Genomic DNA, 22,834 nt, shown 5'->3' on the forward strand with positions numbered 1-22,834 from the left:
GATTTATTTCACGCCGTTCAGCGTTGAAACACAAATTAAGTAAAGGCTTACAGGTAGGGGGCCACGGTCTCCTTCAGCTTGGCCACGTCGGCCTCATCCAGGTCCATCAGGGGCTTTCTCATGTGGCCGCCGGGGACGCCCCGGAAGGTGAGGATGTTCTTGAAGATAGACATATCGCCGCCGAACTGCATGACCTTCACCAGCTTGGTGGCCTCCACCTGGGCCTTGCGGGCGGCGGCCAGGTCGCCGGACTGGAAGGCCTTGTACACGTTCACAAACGCCTCGGGGAAGGGGCCGGAGCAGCCGGACACCACGCCGTCGCAGCCACAGGCCAGACAGGGCAGGAACAGGTCGTCCGCACCGGGCACCACGGAGAAGTTGCCGCCCCGCACATGGAGATAGTCGTTGATGCGGCGCATGTCCGCAAAGCTGTACTTCACGCCCACCACGTTCTTGCACGCGGCAGCGATCTTCTCCATGGTCTCGGCGGACACGTCGTTGTGCGCCAGCTGGGGGATCACATAGACATAGACGGGGAAGTCCTCGGGCAGGGCGGCGCACACCGTCTTGTAGTACTCCACCATGGCCTTCTCGTCCACCGTGAAATAGCTGGGCGTGACTACGCCCACGCCGTCGGCGCCGATCTTCTGGGCGTGCTGGGCCAGTCGGATGGTCTCGTCCTGGTCCATGGCACCCACATGGATGAACACGGTGACGCGCCCGGCGGCCTTCTTCACCACCGTCTCGGCCACCAGTTCCCGCTCCTCGGCACTCATGAGATACATCTCGCCGGTGGTGCCGCAGGGATACAGACACTGCACGCCCTTCTGGATCAGGTACTCCGTCTGGGCCTCCAGCGCAGCAACATCCACCTTGTTGTCCGCGGTGAAGGGAGTGGTCATAGCAGTGATCACGCCGTACAACTTTTTCATCGGAAACTCCTCCTTCGTTTCCCGGGCATTCGTTCAGTATCGCTGAACTATCGTTCGGGTAAACCGTTTTTTCAAGCGCATTTTAGCACGACCATCGTAGGATGTCAACAGCTTTTTTCTTATTTTATACAATATTGCTCCGACTTTTTTCTTCCCTGTTGACATTCCGACGAATGCACGTTAGGATAGTAACTGTATTACTGTGTCTGTGTTTTGTCCGCTCTCCCCGGCATGGCGGACTGTGTTTGAATTTGAAGAGAAGGATCGTTGTACCATGTCTGATAAACGAGAAAGCGTATCATCCCCAGCCGGAGCCAGAGTCACCGCCACCGCCAAGGCTCTGCGGGTGCTGGACTGCTTCACCCCCACCCAGCCGGAGCTCTCCCTGGCCCAGATCAGCCGCATTCTGAATATGCCCAAGAGCACCCTGCTCAACCAGCTGCGCACCCTGGAGGAGGCTGGCTTTCTGGGCAAGAGCCCGGAGAACCAGACCTACCGCCTGGGCCATAAGATCATGGAGCTGAGCTATTGCGCCCATGCGGCCATGCCTGTCATCCAATATGCGGTTCCGGTGATGGAGGACCTTCAGGTGTCCACCGGAGAGATCATCTACCTCACCTCCCACATCGGCGGTCAGGTATTCTATCTGGAGTGCGTCTACCCCAGCCGCCGCTCGGTGGCCTATTCTGTATCAGGCAAGACCCTGCCCATGCACTGCACCGGCTGCGGCAAGGCCATGCTCAGTCAGATGCCCACGGAACAGGTAGAGGCCATCATCCAAAAACATGGCCTTCCCTCCTTCACCCAGAACACCATCACCGACCACGATGCCCTGATGGAACAGCTGGCGGTCTGCCGCCGCCGGGGCTATGCCCTGGACAACGAGGAGGAGACCATGGGGGTCAAATGCGTGGCCATGGCCATCCGCACCAGCCGTGGGGACGTGGCCGGGGCCCTTAGCATCTCCGGCTCTACCCTGTCCATCCGAAACGAGAACATCCCCCAGTACGCCGAGCTTCTCTCCCGGGCCTGCAACGCCCTGTCCCCCTACGCCCGGATGATGCCCGCTATTTTGTATCAGAACCAAAACACATTGTAACGCCCGTCCCAGGGCGAAAAAGGGCGGATACGGCCTGACGATGCAGCGCCGTATCCGCCCTCGCATATATGACAGCCCCCCTCAGCCTGCGGGCCGAGGGGGGCTTATTTTGGCTATTTTATCCTTCCGTCTGCTTTACCATCTGGTCAAGGCGGGCCATCATAGCGGCCACTTCGGCCCGGGTGGCAACGCCCTGGGGGTCCATGATGCCGTCGCCCTTGCCGCTGAGCAGACCCACGGCGCTGGCCCAGGACATGGCCTCCTGGGCATAGGCGCTGATCTGGTCCGCGTCCACAAAGCCGCTCAGGTCGGCCCGCTCCGGGGTCTCCAGCCCCAAGTACTGGGCATAGCGCATCATAATGACCGCCAGCTGATCCCGCTGCACGTCCTCGTCAGGGCCGAATTCGCCCTGGCCGAAGCCGGAGATGATCTGGTTCTGAGATGCCCAGCAGGTGGCCTTGGCGTAGTAAGTGCCCTCCTCCACGTCGGAGAACACGCAGCCCTCAAACACGGGCTTGCCGCACATGCCGTGGAGGATAGTCACGATCATCCCCCGGGAGGTGTTGCCATAGGGGGAGAAGGTGGTGGCGGAGGTGCCCGCCATCAGGCCGTTCTGCTGAACATACTTCACCGCGTCCACGAACCAGGCGCCCTGGGGCACGTCCTCAAAGGGTTGGCCCTCCGCCGCCTGGATGATCTTCACGAAGGAGCCGCTGACCCGGGCCCCGCCGGTGGGCATGACAAAGGTATACTTGCCGCCGCCGATGTCCGTCAGGGTCAGGTCATCGCCGTTCTTTCCGGTGGCGGTGAGCTTGTCCAGACGATAGCCCGCATCGGGGGTGACGGTCACGGTGACCAGCTTGCCCTTGGCCGCCGTCTTGGGCGTGACGGTGATGGTCCCGTTGGGGGCCTGGCTCACGCCGGCGTCAAAGCCCTTGGAGGTGCCGGAGGAGGAACCGCCGCCGCCACCGCCGGAGGAGCCGCCGCCGCTGGTGTTGGCCTTATACACCTGAGCCGTCTTTTTCAGGGGGCTGTTCAAATCGTTCTTGCCGCCGTGGCGGAACTCCGCGGCGATGGTGTGGCTGCCGCTGCCCGCCTTCTGGAAGGTCTGAGCGCGGATGGTGATCTTAGTACTGCCCTCTTCCGAGTCGTAGTCCTGGCCCTCCACCAGCTTCACGCCGTCCAGCCAGAAGTCCACAAAGTTGCCGTACTCACCCTTAGAACGGAACACCTGGCTCTGATAGACCGTGGTGTCCTGCACCCGATCCAGCAGCGCATATCCGTCCTGAACGTCGGTCTGGGCCTCCACGTTTTCGGCGGTGTTGTCCAGGATGCTCAGGTACAGGTGCGCCCGGTTGTTCGTGTCGCCGATCAGGTCGCCGGTGTAGTTATAGTCCTGAGTGTACTTCTCGTTCACGGCATACTCCGCACTGATGCCGAAGCTATACTCGCCCGTGGTCTGGGGCACGCCATACAGCTCGCCGTTCTCCCGGAAGATCATGCCCTCGGGCAGCTTGCCGCTGGTCTGCTTGATGGCCACACTCAGCCAGTCATACTCGTTGTTGGTCATGATCAGCTGGCCGTAAGGCACATACTTGACCCCGTCGGGCAGGCCACCGCTGGTGATCTCCGGCTGGAAGGCCACACCGGTCAGCTCGATGACCACAGAATCCTGGCCCTCTGCGGTGATGGTCAGCTTGCCGCTGACTGCGCCGGGCTTGACGCTGCCGTCTGCGTTCCGCTCCGGCACCAGGCGGACCTTGGCAATGCCGTCGCTGGCTTCGTCAGAATCCTTGATACTCAGAGGGGCCAGGGTGTTGTTGCGCTCCCCGCCGATGGTCCAGAACTCGTCCAGCTGCACGTTCTGGGCATCGGTAAGCTCCACCTTCAGGTTCGTCAGGTTCCCGCCGCCCACGTTGGCCAGGAAGATATCGTGGTGATAGTCATAGGCCTGGGTCAGGAACACGGTGCGCTTGGCCCCCTGGGAGCCGTTGATGCCGTTGACAAACAGCTTGCCGCTGGTGGCGGAGCTGTCCGTCTTTACCACGGTCACCCAGTAATTCTTCAGGTCCTTGCCGTTCTGGGCGGTGGCTACATACTGCACCGGGCCGTTGGAGAAGTCGTTCTCCGTCACGCCGCTCTCCTGCTGGATGCCCGTGCTTCCAATCTTTCCGGCGTAGATTTTTGCGCTGGGAATCTCTTGCCCATTCTGATAGTCATAGCCGGAAGGCGTAGAGAACATCAGCTTGATCTTGGACAAATCTACATCATCGGTGGTGAAAATGGTCTGATAGCCGTTGCTGTAATAGCTGTCGTTGTCATGGTTCATCACATAGTAGTGGCTGCTATCCGCAATACCGTCGGCTTGGAAATAGGTATCTGCCGACAGGGGGCTCTTCTCCTCCCTATAGTCAGGGGTGGGCTGGCTGGTCGACTCTGTGGTGCGCACACAGAACTGGTGGACACCTCCATAGATGTCGAACACGGTGAAGTTCACGCCCTTGCTGAAATCCGCCGTGAACTTGCCGTACTGCGAAGAACCGATAAACAGCTTCTCCTTCAGGTCGGGCTGGTTCGCCGCCTGGTCCAGGGTGGAATACAGGCCCTGCACGGCCTTCTGGATGTGGTCACACGTACCCTGATAGTTGGTTGTACCACTTTTATATACCAGCATCAGGGCATAAGTGTCCTCTGCCGCATACCCAGTCTTCACGGGGAGGAGAAACACTTCTCTTCCGTCTTCCCAAAAGCTGCTTTTATTTGAGTCCCCTACATCGGTATAGGGCTCCTGAGCGGTAAGAATACCAGCGGGGTAGAGGCTCATGCTATTGACCCTCAGAACCACGGTCTGGGGGAGGATACCGGCTACGGTCCCGTCGCTGCTTTTCAGCACCACGGTCAGTTCGACCTGGTCCTCGCTCTTTACGTCGATGCCAGCCGCATCGGTGCCCCAGATCTGCCCGGTGATCTCCTGGGCATTTTCCAGCGCTTCCTCTGTCTCATAAAGGCCCTGATACACGCTGGCGGTCTTTCCGTTGGCTTCGTATTGATCGCTGAAATCCATCTTCAGCTTCAGGCTCTCTGCGCTCCCGGCGGCGGGGCTCAGCCCCACTTTATAATAGCCGTCGGTCTTGATATCGCCGTAGCTGTTTTCGTTGTAATAAGAGCTGCTTTTTACCGACTCGGTGCCCGCCAGCACGTCCCACTGGAACATCTCGGTTTCTGGCACGGTCACGTTGACCTGATACAGCGTATTATTCCCCTTATCCAGCTGGAGGGCAGAGCCTACCAACAGGTCGATGTGAAAGCTGCCATATCTGTCGCTCAGGTCCATGGTGCCGCTCTGATCCAAAATCTGAAAATTATCGCTGCCATAGCTGCTGTATCCCCGGACCCAGGCCACTCGGTCACTGCTGGTCCCGTTATGTCTAATGCCGCTGAGCACGGCGCTGACCTGGACCTTTGTCAGCTGGGAGGGCAGATATTTGTTGGACAGGTTCAGATCTACATTCTTGACCTCTTTGGCCAGAGGCAGGCCGCCGCTGATCGGCATAGCTTCAGGCCCGTCGTTGGTAAAGGTCTTCTCCTCGGGATAGGCGGGGATATAGTCCTCTCCCACCCAGATGCCGATCTGGGTCAGTTTATTGGGGTCGGTGCTCTCTGAGAACACGCCAAAGGTATGCCCCCCCACGTCCACCGTGTCCTCCGGGTCCATGAACCAAACCTGCTGGGTCTGGCCGTCGTGGGTGAACTGGACCTCATAGGGGAAAAAGGCATCGGGCTCCAGCTCCAGGGTATAGCTGCCGTCGGCCTGGAACAGGTCATAGGGCTCCTGTCCCTCCTCGGCCCGGGCCTGATCGGTGCCCACGGTGACATCCATGGTCCCCAGGTTAAAGACCACCTCGTCTTCTGGCTCCGGTTCGCTCTCTGCCGCCCATGTCGACACGGGCAGCACCGAGAGCAGCATGGCCGCCGTCAGCACCATGGCCAGGCTTTTTTTCCATTTGCTCATTTGATCTCCTCCTTCAAACTGTTTTCTGCAAGGCCGAGCAGCTCTTGCAGGGAATAAATGCGGCTTTCCCGCAGTGTTCCCATCTTGTCGTCAAAGACCAGTTTCCCCTCCGGCGTGATGTCGCACAGCCGGGGCAGGTCGGCCAGCACCTGACAGTTCCCGTCCAGCAGCAGGCCGTACCGGTCCCCCTGGGCGGAGATGTACTCCGTGATGATATAGTCCCCCACCTGGGTCACATAGGTGAGATAGGCATCCGGCTCCAGCCGGGTCACCAGTTTCCCCGTCTCCCGGTCATAGACCTCCGGGGTGCCGTGCAGCGGAGAGGTGATCTTGAACCGGTCTGTGAAAAACTCCTCATACTGGTCGCCGCTGGGGACGGGACCCTGTTCCTCCCCCATCAGGCTGCCGTCGACGGCGGAATAGCGGCGGACCAGGCCGTCGTTATAGACCACCTCCAGCCAGCTGTCCCCGTTCTCCCGGCGGAACTGCTGGTCATAGACCTGCTGGGCCTCCGGGATGGTCACGTCTGTCAGCACAGAGCCTTCCGCCCTGCAGAGGCGGAAGGCATCATACCGGAAGAGCATCACCGTCCTGCCGTCGGCGCTGAGCCGGGCCTCGTCATGGGCAAAGGCCGGGTCATAGGTGACCAGGGCGGGGTGTTCCTCCCGCTCCATCAGCCGCAGGGCGGGCACATCCCGGCTGGCCGCCAAGGTCCGCCCTCCGGCCAGAGCCAGAAAGTCCCCCCGGTCCCCGCCGTCTGAGCGGCCCAGTTCCACGGCCTGGTTGTTGAAGACCCTCACGCCGTCCTCGGTGGCCACCACGGAGCCCTCCGCCCCGTGGACAAATGCATCGATGTCCTTTTCTGTATATGCCAGTTCCGTCTGCGCCCCGGTCTTCGGGTCCAGTCGCACCAGCACATTGTCCTGGGAGACATAGATGCCGCTCTCGTCCGACTGGACGTGGAAGGGGGTCTGATCGGCAAAGGCGCCGGTCTGCTCCCCCGCCGCCGTATCGATGACAGCGCAGACAGAGTCCCCGCCGTCCGTGGCCGCAAAGGCAAAATACTTGCCATAAAAGCCGCCCTCAAAGTGGGTGTAGTCCGAGCCGTCAAACAGCTGGATATCCCCGTCTCCCCCGGTGGTGTCGAACAGCTCCAGGCCGCCATCTGCAAAACTGACGGCCAGCAGGCTCCCGTCGCCGTTCAGGGCCAGCAGGGCATCCTCCGGGTCGGCAAAACCGTCGTTCACCGTCACCGCCTGCTGCCTTCCGTTAAAGTCGACCACAGCCCGCTGACTGCCATCGGCGGCATACACGACGGCCCGGCTCTCCTCTTTATATACGGCGGCCACGGTGGAGCCGTCGGCAGAGCGGGCAATGGCGGTGGCCGGCTGGCCGGACCAGAGCGCCCGGTCCTCCGTCAGTCTGTAACAGGTCAGCGCCCCAGGCCCGGCGTAGACCAGGGTGTCCTCGTCCAGAAACAGGGCGTCGGACAGGGCGGAGTTCTCCGCCTCCAGCTCCGCCAGCTGCGCTCCGGTCTGCGGGTCGTACACGCACACCTTGCCCTGGAGCACCGCCGCCGCCCGGGTCCCCTCCGGGGACAGGGTCGCTTTCAGGGGCTCGCTGGCCAGGGGGATGGACCGGCTGGCCCGGTATCCGTCGGTCAGGTCATAAACTCCCAGGGCCTTGGCCAGGGCCCGCTGGGCCTGGGGGGTGTCATCCGGGTCCAGCAGCCCCCGCTTTTGTGGCAGGGCCTGCAGGGCGTATTGGATGGCTCCCGTCACGTCCCCTTGCTCCAGTGCGTCGGCGGAGTATCCCGCCAGGGCCATGGCGTTCTGGGTCCGTTCCATCTGCTTGAGTCCCACAAAGGTCATGCCGCCCCCGGCCAGAAAGCACAGGGCCAGCAGTCCCGCTGTGGCCGCCATGCGCCGCTTCCGGCGGCGGGTGCGGGGGTCGTTCTCATGCAGGCGCTCAAAGGCACGGAGCATCTCCGCCGCCGTCTGCCACCGCTTGTCCGGGTCGGGCTCCATGGCCTTTTGCACAATGGCCGCTACTGCGGGGCTGACCTCTTTGGAGGAGATGGCCTCTACCTCCTTGGCATCCTGGGCGGGCCGCCGCCCGGTGAACAGGTGATACAGGGTAGCCCCGGCGCTGTAGATGTCCGAGCGCACATCCAGCAGCACCGTCCGCCGCCCGGTGGACGAGCTGCCTGCGCCGGTGGACACCACAGTGGCCGGGTCCTCCTCCAGGCGGGTGGCGGCCTCGTCCCTCACCCCCTGGGTGGCCCCCAGGCCGGAGTAGTCAATGCCATAGTGCTCCGGCGAGGCATAGCCCCGGCTGAAGCCCACCCGCACTGCGCCCTCCTCCCCCAGGGCCAGGGCGATGTTAAAGTCGATGAGCCGGATATCCCCCTGGGGTGTGAGCATCAGGTTCGACGGCTTGATGTCACTGTGGAGGATGCCGTGGGGCGGACGGCTGTGGAGATAGCACAGGGCCTCCAGCAGCTGACAGGCCCACTTGATCACCTGGGCCTGGGAAAAGCGCTCCCCCCGTTTTAAGGGCTTGTCCAGGCTCTCCCCCTCGATGTAATCCATGACGGTGTACACCACGCCGTTCTCCGCCACAAAGTCATAGACCTGGGGGATATAGGTATGGCTCAGGTTTTTCAGGGCATCCACTTCCCGGCGCAGCACCTCCGGCCGGGCGGTCAGGTCCCGCCGGTCCGCCTTCAGCACCACCAGCTTGCCCAGGCGCAGGTGGCGGCCCAGATAGACCACGCCGCCCCCGCCGGAGCCGATCTGCTGCAATATCTCATAGCTGTCCGCAATGATCTGGGACATTCGTCCTCTCTCCTATCTCCGTCTGCCGATTTGTCCAAGATATCTTAGTATCCGGTCAGTGCCGCCTTTCGCCGTACTCCTCCTCCAGCTTTCGCCGCAGGCGGCGGCCGGACAGAGTAAAGGCCACCCCGGCCAGCACGGCGGCCAGCACCGTCAGGGCCATCACGCCGATGCCGCCGTAAAACAGCAGCTGGCTTGCAGAAAGTCCGCTCATGCTCCGTCCCTCCCCCGCTTATTCGTTCCAGATGTAGTCGGCCCCGCCGGTACCGAAGGACACCCGGCAGCCGTTTTCCAGCGCCTGGGGCACGTTGGGGATCAGTTTCTGGCCATTGACAAAGGTCCCGGCGCTGGAGGCCAGGTCCACCAGGAAATAGCCGCTCTCCTCCCGCTCAATGGCGGCGTGGCGGCGGCTCACCGCCCGGGTGTTCTTTTCAAACTCAAAGTCAGACTGTTTCTGACCCACGGACACGTCGAACCGGCCGATGGTAAAGGCCCGGCCCGGCTGGATATCCACTGCGATCTCCCGGGGCAGCCCCGGCTCCCCCACCAGACGCAGGCAGCACACGCCGCCCATCGGCTCGTCATCCAGCTGGGTCACGCCGTCGGCCCGCTCCTCGTCATAGCTCACAGCGGGCTGGGCCGGACGGGCCGCCGGAGACTGATAGACCGGGACGGGCTGGGGCTCCGCCGCCCCCAGCAGCACCTCCCGGGGCTTCTCCTTCTTGCCGAAGAGAGGCTTGCGCGCCTTGGGCTCCTTCTCTTTCTTTTCTTTCTTGCCGCCGAACAGGCCCCTGTGCTCCTTGGGGGGCTTCTCCTTGCTTTTGGGGGGAGTGCCGCCGAAGTTGATGTGGATGTCCCCGTCATCCGCCGCCGGGATGGGCTGGGGGGCGGACTGGGGAATCGGTTCCGGTTCCGGCTCCTGGGGGCGCAGCTGCTGGGGCAGCTGGAACCGGGGCGGTTCCTCCCGGACAGGCCGGGCCGCAGGTGCAGACACAGCGTCAGGCGCAGGCTCCGGCTTGGCCTGGGCGGCCTTTACGCCGCCCTCCGCCCGGAGCATGTCCAGGAATGCCTTGGGCTGAAAGTCCTGCATCAGGGCCCGCAGCACCTTGTTTTCCAGGGCCGGGTCGGTGACGCTGTTCTGCCGGGACAACTCCAGCACCATCTCTCGCAGGGAAGCGAAGCTCTCCCCGTCCGTCCTGGCGGGGATATAGAGATAGCTCACAGCGCCGTCCCGGTCGGCGTAGAGATACCGGGGGTCCAGCACAAAGCTGAAGGGCTTTAAAAACCAGTCGTCGCAATCCAGCAGGGGCTGGAGCACCTGGGTCCAGAAATCCACATAGTCCGCCGCCGCGTGGGCCCCAAAGCGGTACTGCAGCTTGCTGCGGCTGCCCAGGCAATAGGTACACTCCGCCATACCGTCCACCGCCCGATAGCGGAAGGGCACCAGAAAGGGCGGCTGGTCGGCTTCGATGGTATAGAGGGCCTTCTCGTCCAGGTCCTCCTGGGGAAAACGGACCACCAGCATAGCACCGGTCAGGTCGTTCTTATTCTCGATTTGATAGGTCATTTTGGTCTCCTCCCCGGTCAAAATCCGGTCGTCTCCGTCTTATATTCCAGCAGGGTGATAAACTGCCAGCCATCCCCTGTCTTCACCGGGGCCGTACCCTTTTCAAAGGGCTTGGCCTCTCCAAAGACAGGTCGGATGACCATGTCACCGCTCAGGCCCACATAGCCCCAGCTGCCGTTTTTCTTCACCGCCGCCAGGTGCATGGTGAAGGAGCGGGCATCCTCAAACTGAAAGTCGATCTGCACTTCGCCCTTCTGGTCGATAAAGCCCCACTGGCCGTCCCGTTTCACCGCCGCCCAGCCGCCGGCGAAGGGGCGGGCATCCTCATAGGGCTCCCCCACCTGCTTTCCGTCGGCCAGCAGCAGGACCTGGTCGCCCCTGCGGACGAACACCGTCTTGTCCTTCCAGCAGCGGCCCAGGTCGTCGCAGACGATCCCGTCATACTCCGGTTCCACCAGCCAGTCCGTTCCGCTGCGGTCCAAAACGCCCCACTTGCCGTTCTGTCTGGCCGCCGCGCCCCCGTCTGAGAAGGTGCGTATCTCCTCCAGCACAGCGCTGCCCGTGTTCAGGGTCCCGTCGGCCAGCACCCAGCCGTCCTGCCGGTGCAGGGCCAGGCGCTCCTGGTCAAAGTTGCTCACTTCTTTCACGCTGTCCCCCTTATAGAGGGCCACCCGGTTGCCGTTCAAGTCGATGCCGGACAGCACCCCGTCCTGCAGGGCGATGACCTCGCCCCCGCTGCAGGTGCTGAGAAAGTCGTATTCACAGGGCAGGATCAACTCCCCGTTGGGGCGGGCCAGCCCCCAAAAGCCGTCCTGCCGGACCTGGATATAGCCGTTTAAAAATGCCGTGACCTGCTGATAGGCCCCCCGGCCGGCGGTGTACTCATAGCGGTGCGCCTCATAGAAGTCGGTCAGCTCCTGGCTGCCTGTCTTCTCAATGCCCAGTTTCAGGGCGGAAAAGGCGTCGCTGTATTTGGAGCGGTCCAGGTAATACCGGGCCGCCTCCAGATAGACCGCCGGGTCAGCGTTCTTCCGGGCCATCTGCTTGTCCAGCAGACCGGTATATTTCCGGCGGTAGCCGCTCTGCTCCAGCAGGGGGAGGTACGCCTGCTTCAGCAGCTCCTCCGCCTGAACCGTGTGCTTCGTCTTATACTGGGCGGCCTGCTCCAGCAGGGGGACGGCCTTGACATAGATCTCATCGTCCAGATAGCTCTGGGCATCCGCCATCAGCGCCCCTTGCCGGGCAGCATCACTTTTGGAAAACAGGGCGGTGAGCCACCCCACTGCCAGCAGCAGTACGCAGCAGCCCACGATCATCACTTTTTTCAGTCCACTCACGGCGAACAGCCTCCTATCGGACGAATTCCGTCAACAGAATCCCAACATATAAAAAGGGCACCAGAGGAATGGTGTCTTTTGCGGTCATCTTTTTGCCCAGGATCAAGACCAGGGCGGACAGGGCCGCCAGCACCGAGCCATACAGCAGGGCGGACAGCGCCCCGTCATAGCCCAGATACAGCCCGGCCACCGTCATCAGCTTCACGTCGCCCCCGCCCAGGCCCTTGCGGCTGACGAAGTATACCAGCAGCAGCACAGCTCCCGCCAGCAGGAACCCGGCAAGGCCGGTGCCGCCCATGGTCAGCGCCCCCTCCGGGTCAACCAGGACCAGCGGGGCCAGGATCAGCACCCAGGCGATGCCCAAAGCGGCCACCAGGCGGTTGTCCACCCGCTGCCGGCGCAGGTCGGTGACGGCGGCAGCATAGCACAGGGTCAGCAGGACCAGCCGCAGCAGCAGCTGGGTGGGCGCTTGTCCCCCGCTTTTTAAGCCGAGATAGGCCGCCAGGATCACCGGCAGGGCCAGATAGTCCAAGGGTTTTTCCGGTGTTTTCATCAGTTTCATCCCCGATAGCCCTCGCCTTCTCCGCCAAGCCATGCCTTCGTCATGACCTCCTGGGTCACATGGAGCTTGGGCTGGTCAAAGGGCAGCACCAGCGCACCGAAGTGATAGTCCACGTCATACTGCACCACGATCTTCACATTGCCCTCGCTGGTCAGCAGCTGGCTGTCGTTGCCCTGCAGGTCAGGGCTGTAAAAGTGCAGTCCCAACAATCCGTCCGCCACGCCATAGCTGCGCAGATACGCATCCCCGGACTGACCGCCGTTGGCCAGATACCGGCCAACCAGGGGGCGGACCATCTGCCCGAAGGCGGCCCCGCCGGCCTTATCCAGCCCATAATTCATCATATACTGCAGCATCTCCTTGGGATGCCCCACGGCGTAGTCCACGCCGCTTTGCATTTGGTTCAGGATGGCCTCTCCCTTTGCGCCGATCTGGTCGGCATCCAGGTTCTCCACCCCGTCCAGCAGTCCGTTCACGTTGCTGCGGAACTGGTCCACCTGGCCCTGCACCTTGCCCGCCTTGGCGGAGTTATTCTGGATGTGGGAGGCCGCCCCTGTCAGGTCCAGTACATAGCTGTACATAGACACCGTCTCACAGGCCTGGGTGAGGGCGGCGTGGACTCGTGTCTGCACCGTTACGATGTTGATCATGGTCAGAATGGACACGATCAGCAGGGTGAACAGCAGAAAGGAACCGATGGTCTCCACCACGATATATCCCCGTTGGTCTTGTCTCACATCAATACCCCCTGTAGTCCGTCACGACCAGTTCTTTCGTCCCCGGCGGCACCACGCCGTTGACCCCCTTCTGGGCCACGGGCATGGACAGAAACAGCATCTTCAGATCCACCGTCGTAGTCACGGAGAAGTCGGTGATGGCTTTCCGCAGATCGACCCGCTCGGCGGCCGCCATGGCGCTCTCCCGGGCGGAGCGGTCGCTGTTCTCGCCGATCTTCTCTTTATAGTTGGTCACATTCAGCTCAATGAGATCAGCCGTCCGCTTAGCCAGGGCGCTGTCGCTTTTCAGCAGCAGGAACAGGCGCAGGTAGTCCTTGTAAGTAAAGCCGCCGACTTTGTCATTGTCCTTGACCCCAAAGTCTCCATCGGATATCTCCCCCACCACGCCGTCGGCGATCTGGTCGAAGATACCCTTCGGGCTGAAATGCCAGTTCAGGTCGGTTTTTGTCATTACAGTGACGGTGCAGCCGTCTTTCAGGCGGCTCACATCGCTGACACCCTCCCCCAGGGCCATGACCAGCCGCACCAGTTCTCCGATGGCCACGGCGCCCGGCCCCAAAAAGCTCACCGCCGCCTCCACATCTGCCACGGTTTTATTTACTGACGGGACTACAAAGGAGGCGGTGTAGTCCATGACGAACCGCACCAGATAGATCATCCCCGTCACCGCCTTCAGGTTGGCCCTGGCGTCGTTCGGATTGCCGTTACACAGGTATTCCAGCTCTGACTGGAAAAAGTAATTCACTTTGATCCCCAGGGGGATGCCCGCCATACTCTTCTCTGTTGGCTCGTTTGCCTCGTCCCCGCTGTAGCCCTCGTTGGTGGCGTAGCAGGAGAACATCTCGCTGTCATAGGTCAGCAGCAGCAGCTTGTCCGCCGCCCCGCTCCCCGCATCGGCGATCTGGCTGAGAAAACTGTCGTTCAGGGCCTTTTTGGCCTGGCTTTTGGCAGAGCCGGAGCCGCTCCAGTCCCCGTCAGAGCCAAAGCCCGTGTCGCCGTCGTTGGCGGCCGCCCCGGGGCTGTAGTTCCAGGCCCCCAGGGGCTCAAACTCCAGCATTCCGGTGAACTGCTTCTGAATTTTTCCGGCGGCCTTCTCCAGCCCCTTGATGATGCTCTTCTTTTTGGCGGTTTTGTCCTGGTTTGCGAACATCTCCTGGAGCTTTTCGTAAAACTCTTTGTTGTGGGTACTGCTGAACCGGCTGCTCTGAAACACCTCAAAGCCGTCCCCCGGGACCTGGAACTTCTTCGGTGCTATGCGGTAGAGTTCTTCCAAGTTGTCTTTCTGCGGAGTCTGGCCCTTTTCCTTTTGCTCATCGTTTTGTATCTTCAGGTCGATTTTATAGCCGTCCTTGCTCTCATTCAAAGCCTTGATCTCTGAGAAGATGAAAAACAGTTTTGCATCTCCATAACCCACATCGTTTTCCAACATGGTGATGGTGCTGTTCAGCTGGGGCTCGTCATAGCTCTGCATGGCCTGGGCCATGGGGACGATGTCATAGCCCAGCAGCTCCCGGTAGTTCTCGATGTAGGTCTTGCCATTGTTGTTTTTCTGCTCCGTCAGGCCGGTCTTCAGCTCGGAGGAGCACTTCCCGGCGTTCAGCTCGTTTTCCAGGTCATCCAGCAGGTCAGACAGCTCTTTGCGCTTCTTCTCCGCCTTCTCCGCCAGGTCTACCAGCTCTTTCAGGCTGTCCTTTGCCAGAGTGTGGTTGGAGATGAACTTCTCCAGCTCGCTCTTTTTGTCCCTGATGGACTTCTCCACCCCGTCGGTGTGATAGCTGCCGGTGAAATAGCCCTTGTGATAGTTGCCGTTGTCGTCCTCATTGCCCAGAACATAGCCCGTTTTGATGGTTCCCCCGTTTACGAAGGCGTGGAGGTTGTCAAACAGACCCTTATATTTGTTCTCATAGTCCTCGGCCCCGTCGTCGTTTTCGTCCCGGACCATACTGGAATAGTTATCCCGGGTGCCAAACAGATCAAAGATGGTCTCCCGCATCCGGTCAATGAAGGAATTCACCGAACTCACCGCGCCGGCTTCGGTACTTTTGGCTTTGTTTACGTTCTCGATGCACTCATACAGCTTCTCATACTCTTTTTCGATCTCGTCCACCTTGTCATCCACGTCCATCTTGGCCTTGATGACCTTGGCGTCCTCCTTGATCTTCTCAAAGGTGTCCAGCTTGTCCAGCACCTCGTTTACGATGATGGCCGGGGCGCGGAACTTGACATACTCCTCGATCTGGCGGCGGAGCACCTCTGTGTTCTCCAGGTTTTTCTCATCGGCGGCCTTGGCGGTGACGGCCAGGCTGGAGGCATCCCCATAGAAGTGGGAGAAGGTGCCCATGCCCCGGTCATTCCAGTCCTCCCCGAACAGGGCCAGCCGGATGTATTCCTCCATCATCTCCGCCAGCTCTCCGTCGGTCTGCATCACGCCGAACAGGCCATACAGGTCCTGAAGCAGCGCGTCGTAGGAGGCCAGGGTGGCGTTGGCCGCCAGCTGGTTTGCGTCCTGTATCTCGCTGCGGGCCACATACAGCCGGGCCAGGTCCACGCCGGTGCCGCTGATGAGCACTGCGGGCACCAGCATCAGGGTAACGAACACGGTGACTGCGCCCCTGCAGTCCCGCTTCAACCGTTGAAGCAGCTTCTTCACGTCCGTTCCCCCTTAAATGCCCAAAAAGTCGTTGAATTTCCCGCAGATCGTCCGCAGACCGGAAAAGGTCTCCTTCAAATCAAACAGGTCGTCCATCACGTCCATCGCCAGGTCCATGTTCCGAATGAACTCGTCCCCGTTCTGCACCACGGCGGTGGAGGTGACGGCCAGGTCCACCGTGTCCGGGATGCCGAACAGCCCCAGACTGATGGGCAGCGGGATGGTCCGCCGGGCGGTGACCACGATCTCTTTATAGACGATATAATTTACAACACCGTACTCCACCGTCAGATGAGCCGACGGCTTTTGGATGTTCTTATTTTCCATGTTCATGACCGCTTGTTCTGCGGCGTCCGCCTCGTCCCCTTTTCCGCCCTCCAGGGCACCGATGAGAGAGGCGTATACGTTGCTCAGCTGGCTGCGGTCCTCCAGCCACTCATACTTTAAAGTATCCGGGTCAAAGCGCAGCCAGGTGTCGCTACGCTGGGTGGCGATGGCGGTGGCAGCAAGCTGGGTGGAGCGCTGCATAGCCGCCCGCATAGGCAGATAAATACTCAGCAGCACCAGGGCTGCGCAGATCAAAATGATAATGGGAAACAGCACCGTAGCTTCTACCACCGCATCCCCCCGCTGGTCGCGGACAAGGGTCCTGATCTGTTTCATGGGTCTCTTCCTCCTCTGCGTCATAGACGGGGTGTTTGGTGGGCCGTCTCTGTGCGGCCCCGGCGCAAAAGCCGGGACCGCACAGGACGCAAACAAACAAGTTTCAGTTCAGGCCGCTGCTCTGGCCGGTGATTATTCCCCAGAGGTCCGTGATGTAGCCCTTCAGCAGGCCCCACAGCATCACCACGGCCAGCACGGCCACCAGGATCAGCAGCACAGCCACCACGATGCCGGACAGGCCCCGCTCGTCGCGCTTCAGGTCCTCTACGGCCTGGCAGACCTTCTCCTTGGCGGCAAAAGCCCCACACATGGCGTTGGCAGCCAGACGGTTCAGAAATTTTCTCATTGCAAGCTCTCCTTTCTTAAAAGTTGCTATATACCTCGCCTTACGGCGTAAGTACCATTACTTTAGCTCATTGCCCCAAGGGGGACACAGACGAAAAGCGTCCTCCAAATAATGGCGCAATAATTCTCTACCGCAGAATATCAATACCACAACCAAAACAAGTATGACCAGCAGCACTAAAATGGTGCGCCGTTTTTTCGAGCCCTTCTTCACTGCGTTTACCCCCTTACAGATTCGAGAAGTTCAGGGCCACGGGGACCATGATCATCACCAGAATGGCAATAAACAGCAGCATGGTGAGGATCATCAGCTTGGCGTTGGCCGCCTCGCTGTCCCGCTTGGCGCTGTGCCGCCGCTCCTGCCAGGCATCGTGGGCCATACCACGCAGCAGTACGCCGATCTCCGCATTGCCCTTGGATTGGTTCTGGATGATGGCGGAGGCCAGCTTGGTGGTCTCCTTGGTGCAGCAGCGGTTGATAAAGCCGGTGTAGGCAGCCCCCGGCTCCACCAGGTTGGCCAGCTCGTCCGCCGTCACCTGCATCTCGTGATATAGCTCCCCCTGCTGGCTCTGGGCGGTCTCCCGCCAGGCCCGGTCCATGATCATGCCGGAGGTGACCAGCAGGGCCAGCTTGGACACCACGTTGGGAAACTGCCGGGCAATGGCCTTGCGCCGTCTGTTCAGCCGGTCGTGCACCTCGTCATACATGGCGTATACCAGTACGCCCACCAGCACCGTGCCCAGCACCGTCACTGCCAGACCCATGGTCCCGCCGGACACCGCCAGCACGGCGGCCCCTGCGGCCAGAGAGGCGGCCACGCCGATGATGCCATAGGACAGCAGTTTGGCCATCAGCTGCTTGGTCTTATTGGGGGCATATTTTCGGCCATACAGCTCGGTATACTGGCTTAAAATGCCCTTGTGGATCGCCCCGTGGCCCAGGGAATCCACCCGGCGCAGCAGCACATAGCCTGGCATGGCCCAGGGGCTCACGGCGGACAGGTCCCCATCCTGCAGGTCCCGGCTGCTCCGCTCCAGCTTGGCGATCTTCTTGTCCGAACCGCTGCCCAGCACCAGGGCCATGACCTTTGCGGAGACGCCGTGATATTGGGCCAGCTGCTCCGCCCGCTCCGCATCCAGCGCCTGTAGGCGCTGGACCTCCAGGCGGTTGTCCACCACCTGGGCATAGGCGGCGGCGATCCAATCCTCTGAGGAGACAGAGAAAAACAGCAGCAGCCAACAGACCATCAGCACGGTGGCCGGGATCAAAATCAAAAATACCACGCACTCGCCCCCTTAAATCTTCACGCTGCTGAACTTGCGGGCCAAACAGTAGCTGATGAGAAAGACGATCAGTCCCCCGGTCGCCACCAGCCGCCCCACAGGCTCGGTGTAAATGGCATCCATAAAGCCCGCCCCGGCGTAGCCGATGACCAGCAGAATGACCAGGGGCATGAACAGCATGATGTTCACCTCGTTTTTGGCTGCGGCCATCAGCGTGTCGATCTCCATTTCGATCTCCATCTTGTCCGCGATGACCGTCTGGGTCTCCCGGATGATCTCGTCAGCCCGGCTGGACTTACCCTCGATGGTGGCGTAGACCGAGGCAAAGCTCTGGATATCCTCCAGGCCGCTGCGCCGGGCCAGGTCGGCAAAGGACTGGGACAGGGGGATGGCGTTGTGGAACCGGCTGAGGATGATGTCCAGCTCGGTGATGATGTCGCTGCCCTCTCCGTGGATGAGCAGCAGGTCGTCCCGGGCGCTCTCCAGGGCCTTCAGTACCGGATTGCCCGCCCGCATGGCCACGCTCATGGCCTCCAGCAGGTCGAAAAACTGGGTGCGCAGGTGTCGGATGCGCTTTTGCAGAGTCCGCTGCTCGGCGGCAAAGATGTTCACCACCCCCGTGACCGCTCCGCCCAGAATAGACAGGAGGATGATCTTATAAAAGATGAACAGCACCAAAAAGCCCGCGGCAAAGCCCACCAGAAAGGCCAGAATATGGTCCCACACCGTGCAGCGGCTGACGGTGTAATCCGGGACGGTGAGCGCGGGGGCACCTGCGCTCCGGCCGGTCTCCCGGGTCTCCTGGACCTCCGGCTGGGCAAAAAGATTCGTCTTCATATGTCGTTCGCTCCTGACCGTCAGATTTTCTGCCGTATCCCGGCGTTCTCCAGCTTTTGGGTGTTCACCATGGGGTTGTCCGTGCGGGCCAGCCGTCCTATCACCCGGTCCTTGCTGCTCTCCGGCTCCTCCCGGAACTCATACAGGGGATTGGTGCGATAGGTCCGGCTCCCCTGGTCATAGCCCAGAATTTCCACGATCTCCATGGTCTTGCGGCTTTTATCCCGCAGACGGGACAGGTGGACCACCACGTCCACCGCCGAGCCGATCTGCTGGCGGATGGCCTCTAGGGGCAGGCCCGCCGCCCCCTGGAGCACCATGGTCTCCAGTCGGCTGAGCATATCCAGGGTGGAGTTGGCGTGGCCGGTGGACAGGGAGCCGTCGTGGCCGGTGTTCATGGCCTGGAGCATGTCTAACGCCTCGCCCCCTCGGACCTCGCCCACCACGATGCGGTCCGGGCGCATACGCAGGGACGACTTGATCAGATCCCGGATGGTGATGGCCCCGGAGCCGTCCGGCCCGGCGTTGCGGGTCTCCAGCCGCACCAGGTTATCAATGTGCTTGATCTGCAGCTCGGCGGAGTCCTCGATGGTGATGATCCGCTCGTCCCGGGGGATGAAATTGGACAGGGCATTTAAAAAGGTCGTCTTGCCCGAGCCGGTGCCCCCGCTGACGAAGATGTTATACCGGGCCCGCACCAGCATCTCCAGCACTCGGGCCACCTCCGGCGTGATAGAGCCGTAGCCGATCAGCTTTTCCACCGTCATGGCCTCCTTGGGAAAGCGGCGGATGGTGACGATGGGGCCGTTCAGAGCGACGGGCGGCATGACCACGTTCACGCGGGAGCCGTCCTCCAGATGGGTGTCTACAATGGGTTCGCTCTCATTCACCACGCGGCCGGACTGAGAGACAAACTTGGTGATGATGGTCTCCAGCTCCTGGCGGCTTTCAAAGTGGTTTTCCAGCTTGGTCAGGCGGCCCGCCCGCTCCACAAAAATGTCCTGATAGCCGTTGATCATCACCTCGGTGATGTCCGGGTCCGCAATGATCTGGCCCAGTACGCCCAGGCCCCGGATCGATTCATACACCGCCCCGGCGATCTGGTGCCGCTCCCGGAAATTCAGGGAGGACAGCTCCCGATAGGCCTCCGGGCTGTTGTCCCGGGCCCAGGCCAGCTTGGCATCCAGCGTCCGCTGGATCAGCGCCCGCATCTGGCCGTCGTCCATGGCGGTCAGGTCCGGGTTGCTGTGGACCTCCTTTTTCAGCTGGCGGATCAGGTCGCGCTTTGCTTCTTCCGTCACAGGCGTTCCGCTCCCTTCTCTCTTACTGGATGTACTCCGCCAGCGCCCGGTATACCGCCGCCGGATCATCCGCGTTTACTTTGGGCAGGCTGAGCTCCCGCTCCTCCGGCAGGGCCACGTTCCGGGCCCCCCGGTTGGCCACCACCGTCAGCTTGGGGGCGATCTCCCCATACACGTCGTGCTGGGTGCGGAATTGGTGGCACTTTGCCCGGCAGACCATGCTGCCGTCCCCCACCAGCCACACCTGGTCGGCCAACTCCAATATCTTGCGGGTCCGCCCATCGCAGGCGCTGCCCAGGTCCACCACCACCTCGTCTGCGTTGGCGGCACAGCCATCCAGCAGCCGGGCCACGTCCTCTGGCGTGAGGATGTTCATGTCATCATAGTTCATGGGGGCGCCGAAATAATACACACCGGAGGCGCTGTCTCTTTGTCGAATGCCCTGAAACAGCAGGGCCACATCCCCGTCCAGCTTTTCAAACACGCCGCTGATGCTCTTGCCCGGCTCCTTGAAATAGCTCTGGAGCGCCGAGAAGGGCTCCAGATCCAGATAGACCGTCTGTCTGCCCTGGGCTGCTCTCCGGGCGGCCAGTGCCAGAGCCACCGCCGTCTTGCCGCTGCCCCCCGCCGGGGACCACACCGCCGTGATCTTCGCCCGGCTGCTCTGAAAGCTCTCCTGGGGACCGCTGATGGCGGCATAGCGCTCCACCACGTCGCTGCTGATGGCAGAGATACGCTGATACTTCCGCACCCGGGGCAGGTCCTGGGCCGCCCCCTCCAAGGGGGACGCACCGTCCCACACCAGCAGGGGCAGACGAACGGCGGACAGATCCGCCGCTCCGGCCATCTCCCCGTCCAGCAGGGCGGCATCGAAGCGGCGCTTGTCCATCGTCTGGCCCAGCAGCTCCGGCTTGGAGCAGACGATCACCTCAAACACATCCGCGTGTTTCTCCGCCAGCACCCTGGACAGGTGCTCGGCATAGTCGCTCTGGCAGATGCCAATGAGAAGCTGAATTTTCATGTTCCGTTCCCTCACCTTTCATCCTTGATCAAAAGGGCCGCGGAGATGTTGTCCCGCTCCCCCTGACTTATCACATGCTCTGTCAGCTGCCGCAGGGCCTTTTGCAGGCTGCGGCGGTTCAGCCGGGCCATGCAGGCACCCAATGTCTCCGGCTCCATGCGCTTATAGAGTCCGTCGGAGCAGAGCAGAAAGCGCTGTTCTCCCCGCTGTTCTCCCTGCTGAAAAAAGACTGTCACGTGCTCCCGGTGGCCCATGGCCTGGGTGAGCCGCCCCCGGCGGGCCTGGTCCTGAGTCAGCTGCCGCAATGCTCCCTGCTCCCACAGATAGATGCGGCTGTCCCCCACATGGGCCAGACAGTACCACTGCCGCCACAGCAGCAGACAGGACAGGGTGCAGGCCGTCTCCGCCTGCTGCTTTTGGGCCTTGGTACGAATGGCCAGGTTCATGGTCTGCACATAGTCCCGCAGCCGCGCCCCCAACTCCTCTGCGTCCTCCAGATTTTCCAGCCAGTTGTACAGCATCTGGACTGCCCACTGGGCGGACAGGGCCCCGTCCGCCAGACTGCCCACCCCGTCGCACACCGCCGCCAGACAGACCTCTGTCCCCGCCACTGTGCGGGATTTCAGCAGCAGACTGTCCATATTCACTGCTCTGCCGTTGGTCAGGCTGATGCCGTCATAGACGCAGGCCATTCCCCTACTCCTCTCTTATCCCGGCCAGCTTCTCGTCCCGCAGCTTTCGCCGCAGGCGGCTGAGCGTCACCGGTGTCATGCCCAAAAAAGACGCAATGTGCTTGTTGCTCACCGTTTGGATTAGCCCCGGATAGTGCTTTAAAAACCACTGATACCGCTCCATGGCCGAGCAGCGGTTCATCAGCATCTTCTCCTCCCAGTGGCGCTCCAGCGCCTCGGCCAGATAGCGGTTATAGATGTGCAGCAGCTCCGGGCAGGAGTCCATCAGGGATAGGACTATATCCAGCGGGACCGTCATCATGGTACACTCTGACATGGTTTCCATGCTGATCTGCGACGGCTTCCCCAGTAAATTGCAGCCCATGACCACCTCCCCCGGCTTATACACAAAGCAGTCGGTGGTGTCCCTCCCGTCTGCGTCCAGCAAAAACCCCCGGACCACCCCGCTGATGAGCAAGGGGACGATCTCCTGGGTCTCCCCGGCCTCCAGCACGATTGAATTTGCTTCCACAAAGACGACCTGTGCAGCGCGCGTCAGCATCTGCTGCGCCGACTTGTCTGTCAAATTCAGCCAATTTTCCAAAAGAGCTTTCTCCCGCACAGGCCTATCCCCCTTGTTCCTGTTTTGGAATATTGTAACATCGTTGAATTTTCCGGGCATTAACCTATGTTAATTCGCCTGACCCATATTTCCCATTTCCCGCCGCATTTCGCAAAACACGACTCTTTTTTCCCGCCGTTTCGCCTTTATATGTACAAAACCCGGCCTGTGCACAATGTACAGGCCGGGTGATAGCGGACGTAAAGATACTTCTGTCCCGATTTGATTTTGTAACTTGAGGGGAACTCCAAAGAAAAAGCCAGCAGCCGAAATCCGACTGCCGGCAAGATTTTCACTTTGTGGAACATAAACCTGACTTATAAAGTAAATCGGAGCAAGCGATACAAAGCCTGCTCCG

At 61.1% G+C, this 22,834-nt stretch carries 18 protein-coding genes; 1 reads left to right on the forward strand and 17 read right to left on the reverse strand.

Annotation, left to right across the window (positions count from 1 at the left end; genetic code table 11):
* Positions 1–47 precede the first annotated feature (47 nt).
* Positions 48–932: a dihydrodipicolinate synthase family protein gene (locus H8S55_RS05340; RefSeq protein WP_186878102.1), complete on the reverse strand. Its 885-nt coding sequence runs from the start codon at positions 930–932 to the stop codon at positions 48–50.
* Positions 933–1,206: 274 nt separating this feature from the next.
* On the opposite strand from H8S55_RS05340, the gene H8S55_RS05345 reads away from it, so the two are divergent.
* Positions 1,207–2,031 (forward strand): IclR family transcriptional regulator, encoded by an 825-nt coding sequence (locus H8S55_RS05345; protein WP_186878103.1) that lies wholly within the window; start codon positions 1,207–1,209, stop codon positions 2,029–2,031.
* Between the two features lie 118 nt (positions 2,032–2,149).
* Here the strand turns inward: H8S55_RS05345 and H8S55_RS05350 are convergent, their stop codons facing one another.
* The 16 genes from H8S55_RS05350 to H8S55_RS05425 form a co-directional block, all read right to left on the reverse strand.
* Positions 2,150–6,043: an S-layer homology domain-containing protein gene (locus H8S55_RS05350; RefSeq protein ID WP_186878104.1), complete on the reverse strand. Its 3,894-nt coding sequence runs from the start codon at positions 6,041–6,043 to the stop codon at positions 2,150–2,152.
* On the reverse strand, positions 6,040–8,880 hold the full coding sequence (locus tag H8S55_RS05355) for a serine/threonine-protein kinase (RefSeq protein WP_186878105.1): 2,841 nt from the start codon (positions 8,878–8,880) through the stop codon (positions 6,040–6,042). Before H8S55_RS05355 ends, H8S55_RS05350 begins: the two co-directional genes overlap by 4 nt.
* A 55-nt stretch (positions 8,881–8,935) precedes the next feature.
* On the reverse strand, positions 8,936–9,094 hold the full coding sequence (locus tag H8S55_RS05360; RefSeq protein WP_186878106.1) for a hypothetical protein: 159 nt from the start codon (positions 9,092–9,094) through the stop codon (positions 8,936–8,938).
* Positions 9,095–9,112: 18 nt separating this feature from the next.
* Positions 9,113–10,447 (reverse strand): FHA domain-containing protein, encoded by a 1,335-nt coding sequence (locus tag H8S55_RS05365; protein WP_186878107.1) that lies wholly within the window; start codon positions 10,445–10,447, stop codon positions 9,113–9,115.
* Between the two features lie 17 nt (positions 10,448–10,464).
* The gene (locus H8S55_RS05370; RefSeq protein ID WP_186878108.1) at positions 10,465–11,784 is read right to left on the reverse strand and encodes a WG repeat-containing protein; all 1,320 of its coding nucleotides are present in this window, start codon (positions 11,782–11,784) and stop codon (positions 10,465–10,467) included.
* A 13-nt stretch (positions 11,785–11,797) separates the two neighbouring features.
* Complete coding sequence (locus H8S55_RS05375) at positions 11,798–12,346, reverse strand: prepilin peptidase (protein WP_186878109.1); 549 nt, start codon at positions 12,344–12,346, stop codon at positions 11,798–11,800.
* Entirely contained in the window at positions 12,343–13,083 is a 741-nt protein-coding gene (locus H8S55_RS05380) for a hypothetical protein (protein ID WP_186878110.1), read from the reverse strand. The genes H8S55_RS05375 and H8S55_RS05380 overlap by 4 nt, the downstream gene beginning before the upstream one ends.
* Before the next feature lies 1 nt (position 13,084).
* Positions 13,085–15,733, reverse strand: coding sequence for a DUF5702 domain-containing protein (locus H8S55_RS05385; protein ID WP_186878111.1), 2,649 nt, complete (start codon positions 15,731–15,733; stop codon positions 13,085–13,087).
* A 12-nt stretch (positions 15,734–15,745) separates the two neighbouring features.
* Positions 15,746–16,396 carry a TadE/TadG family type IV pilus assembly protein gene (locus H8S55_RS05390; RefSeq protein ID WP_186878112.1) on the reverse strand — a complete coding sequence of 217 codons (651 nt, stop codon included), beginning with the start codon at positions 16,394–16,396 and terminating at the stop codon, positions 15,746–15,748.
* Between the two features lie 103 nt (positions 16,397–16,499).
* The gene (locus tag H8S55_RS05395) at positions 16,500–16,742 is read right to left on the reverse strand and encodes an archaellin/type IV pilin N-terminal domain-containing protein (protein WP_186878113.1); all 243 of its coding nucleotides are present in this window, start codon (positions 16,740–16,742) and stop codon (positions 16,500–16,502) included.
* 226 nt (positions 16,743–16,968) lie between these two features.
* Positions 16,969–18,024 carry a type II secretion system F family protein gene (locus H8S55_RS05400; protein ID WP_186878114.1) on the reverse strand — a complete coding sequence of 352 codons (1,056 nt, stop codon included), beginning with the start codon at positions 18,022–18,024 and terminating at the stop codon, positions 16,969–16,971.
* Between the two features lie 12 nt (positions 18,025–18,036).
* Positions 18,037–18,861 (reverse strand): type II secretion system F family protein, encoded by an 825-nt coding sequence (locus H8S55_RS05405; RefSeq protein ID WP_186878115.1) that lies wholly within the window; start codon positions 18,859–18,861, stop codon positions 18,037–18,039.
* A gap of 20 nt (positions 18,862–18,881) precedes the next feature.
* Complete coding sequence (locus H8S55_RS05410) at positions 18,882–20,162, reverse strand: TadA family conjugal transfer-associated ATPase (RefSeq protein WP_366467440.1); 1,281 nt, start codon at positions 20,160–20,162, stop codon at positions 18,882–18,884.
* Positions 20,163–20,184: 22 nt separating this feature from the next.
* Positions 20,185–21,183 carry a CpaE/TadZ family protein gene (locus H8S55_RS05415; protein ID WP_186878116.1) on the reverse strand — a complete coding sequence of 333 codons (999 nt, stop codon included), beginning with the start codon at positions 21,181–21,183 and terminating at the stop codon, positions 20,185–20,187.
* Positions 21,184–21,194: 11 nt separating this feature from the next.
* Positions 21,195–21,875, reverse strand: coding sequence for a PP2C family protein-serine/threonine phosphatase (locus H8S55_RS05420; RefSeq protein ID WP_186878117.1), 681 nt, complete (start codon positions 21,873–21,875; stop codon positions 21,195–21,197).
* Between the two features lie 4 nt (positions 21,876–21,879).
* Complete coding sequence (locus H8S55_RS05425) at positions 21,880–22,458, reverse strand: Crp/Fnr family transcriptional regulator (protein ID WP_186878118.1); 579 nt, start codon at positions 22,456–22,458, stop codon at positions 21,880–21,882.
* Positions 22,459–22,834 lie beyond the last annotated feature (376 nt).

Origin of the sequence: Flintibacter faecis, assembly GCF_014287875.1 — a bacterium.
GTDB lineage: Bacteria > Bacillota > Clostridia > Oscillospirales > Oscillospiraceae > Lawsonibacter > Lawsonibacter faecis_A.

Bases quoted from the DNA above. Each gene is read 5' to 3' on its own strand.
- H8S55_RS05340 (WP_186878102.1), bottom strand. From the start codon at position 932: ATGAAAAAGTTGTACGGCGTGATCACTGCTATGACCACTCCCTTCACC.
- H8S55_RS05345 (WP_186878103.1), top strand. From the start codon at position 1,207: ATGTCTGATAAACGAGAAAGCGTATCATCCCCAGCCGGAGCCAGAGTC.
- H8S55_RS05350 (WP_186878104.1), bottom strand. From the start codon at position 6,043: ATGAGCAAATGGAAAAAAAGCCTGGCCATGGTGCTGACGGCGGCCATG.
- H8S55_RS05355 (WP_186878105.1), bottom strand. From the start codon at position 8,880: ATGTCCCAGATCATTGCGGACAGCTATGAGATATTGCAGCAGATCGGC.
- H8S55_RS05360 (WP_186878106.1), bottom strand. From the start codon at position 9,094: ATGAGCGGACTTTCTGCAAGCCAGCTGCTGTTTTACGGCGGCATCGGC.
- H8S55_RS05365 (WP_186878107.1), bottom strand. From the start codon at position 10,447: ATGACCTATCAAATCGAGAATAAGAACGACCTGACCGGTGCTATGCTG.
- H8S55_RS05375 (WP_186878109.1), bottom strand. From the start codon at position 12,346: ATGAAACTGATGAAAACACCGGAAAAACCCTTGGACTATCTGGCCCTG.
- H8S55_RS05390 (WP_186878112.1), bottom strand. From the start codon at position 16,396: ATGAAACAGATCAGGACCCTTGTCCGCGACCAGCGGGGGGATGCGGTG.
- H8S55_RS05395 (WP_186878113.1), bottom strand. From the start codon at position 16,742: ATGAGAAAATTTCTGAACCGTCTGGCTGCCAACGCCATGTGTGGGGCT.
- H8S55_RS05405 (WP_186878115.1), bottom strand. From the start codon at position 18,861: ATGAAGACGAATCTTTTTGCCCAGCCGGAGGTCCAGGAGACCCGGGAG.
- H8S55_RS05415 (WP_186878116.1), bottom strand. From the start codon at position 21,183: ATGAAAATTCAGCTTCTCATTGGCATCTGCCAGAGCGACTATGCCGAG.
- H8S55_RS05420 (WP_186878117.1), bottom strand. From the start codon at position 21,875: ATGGCCTGCGTCTATGACGGCATCAGCCTGACCAACGGCAGAGCAGTG.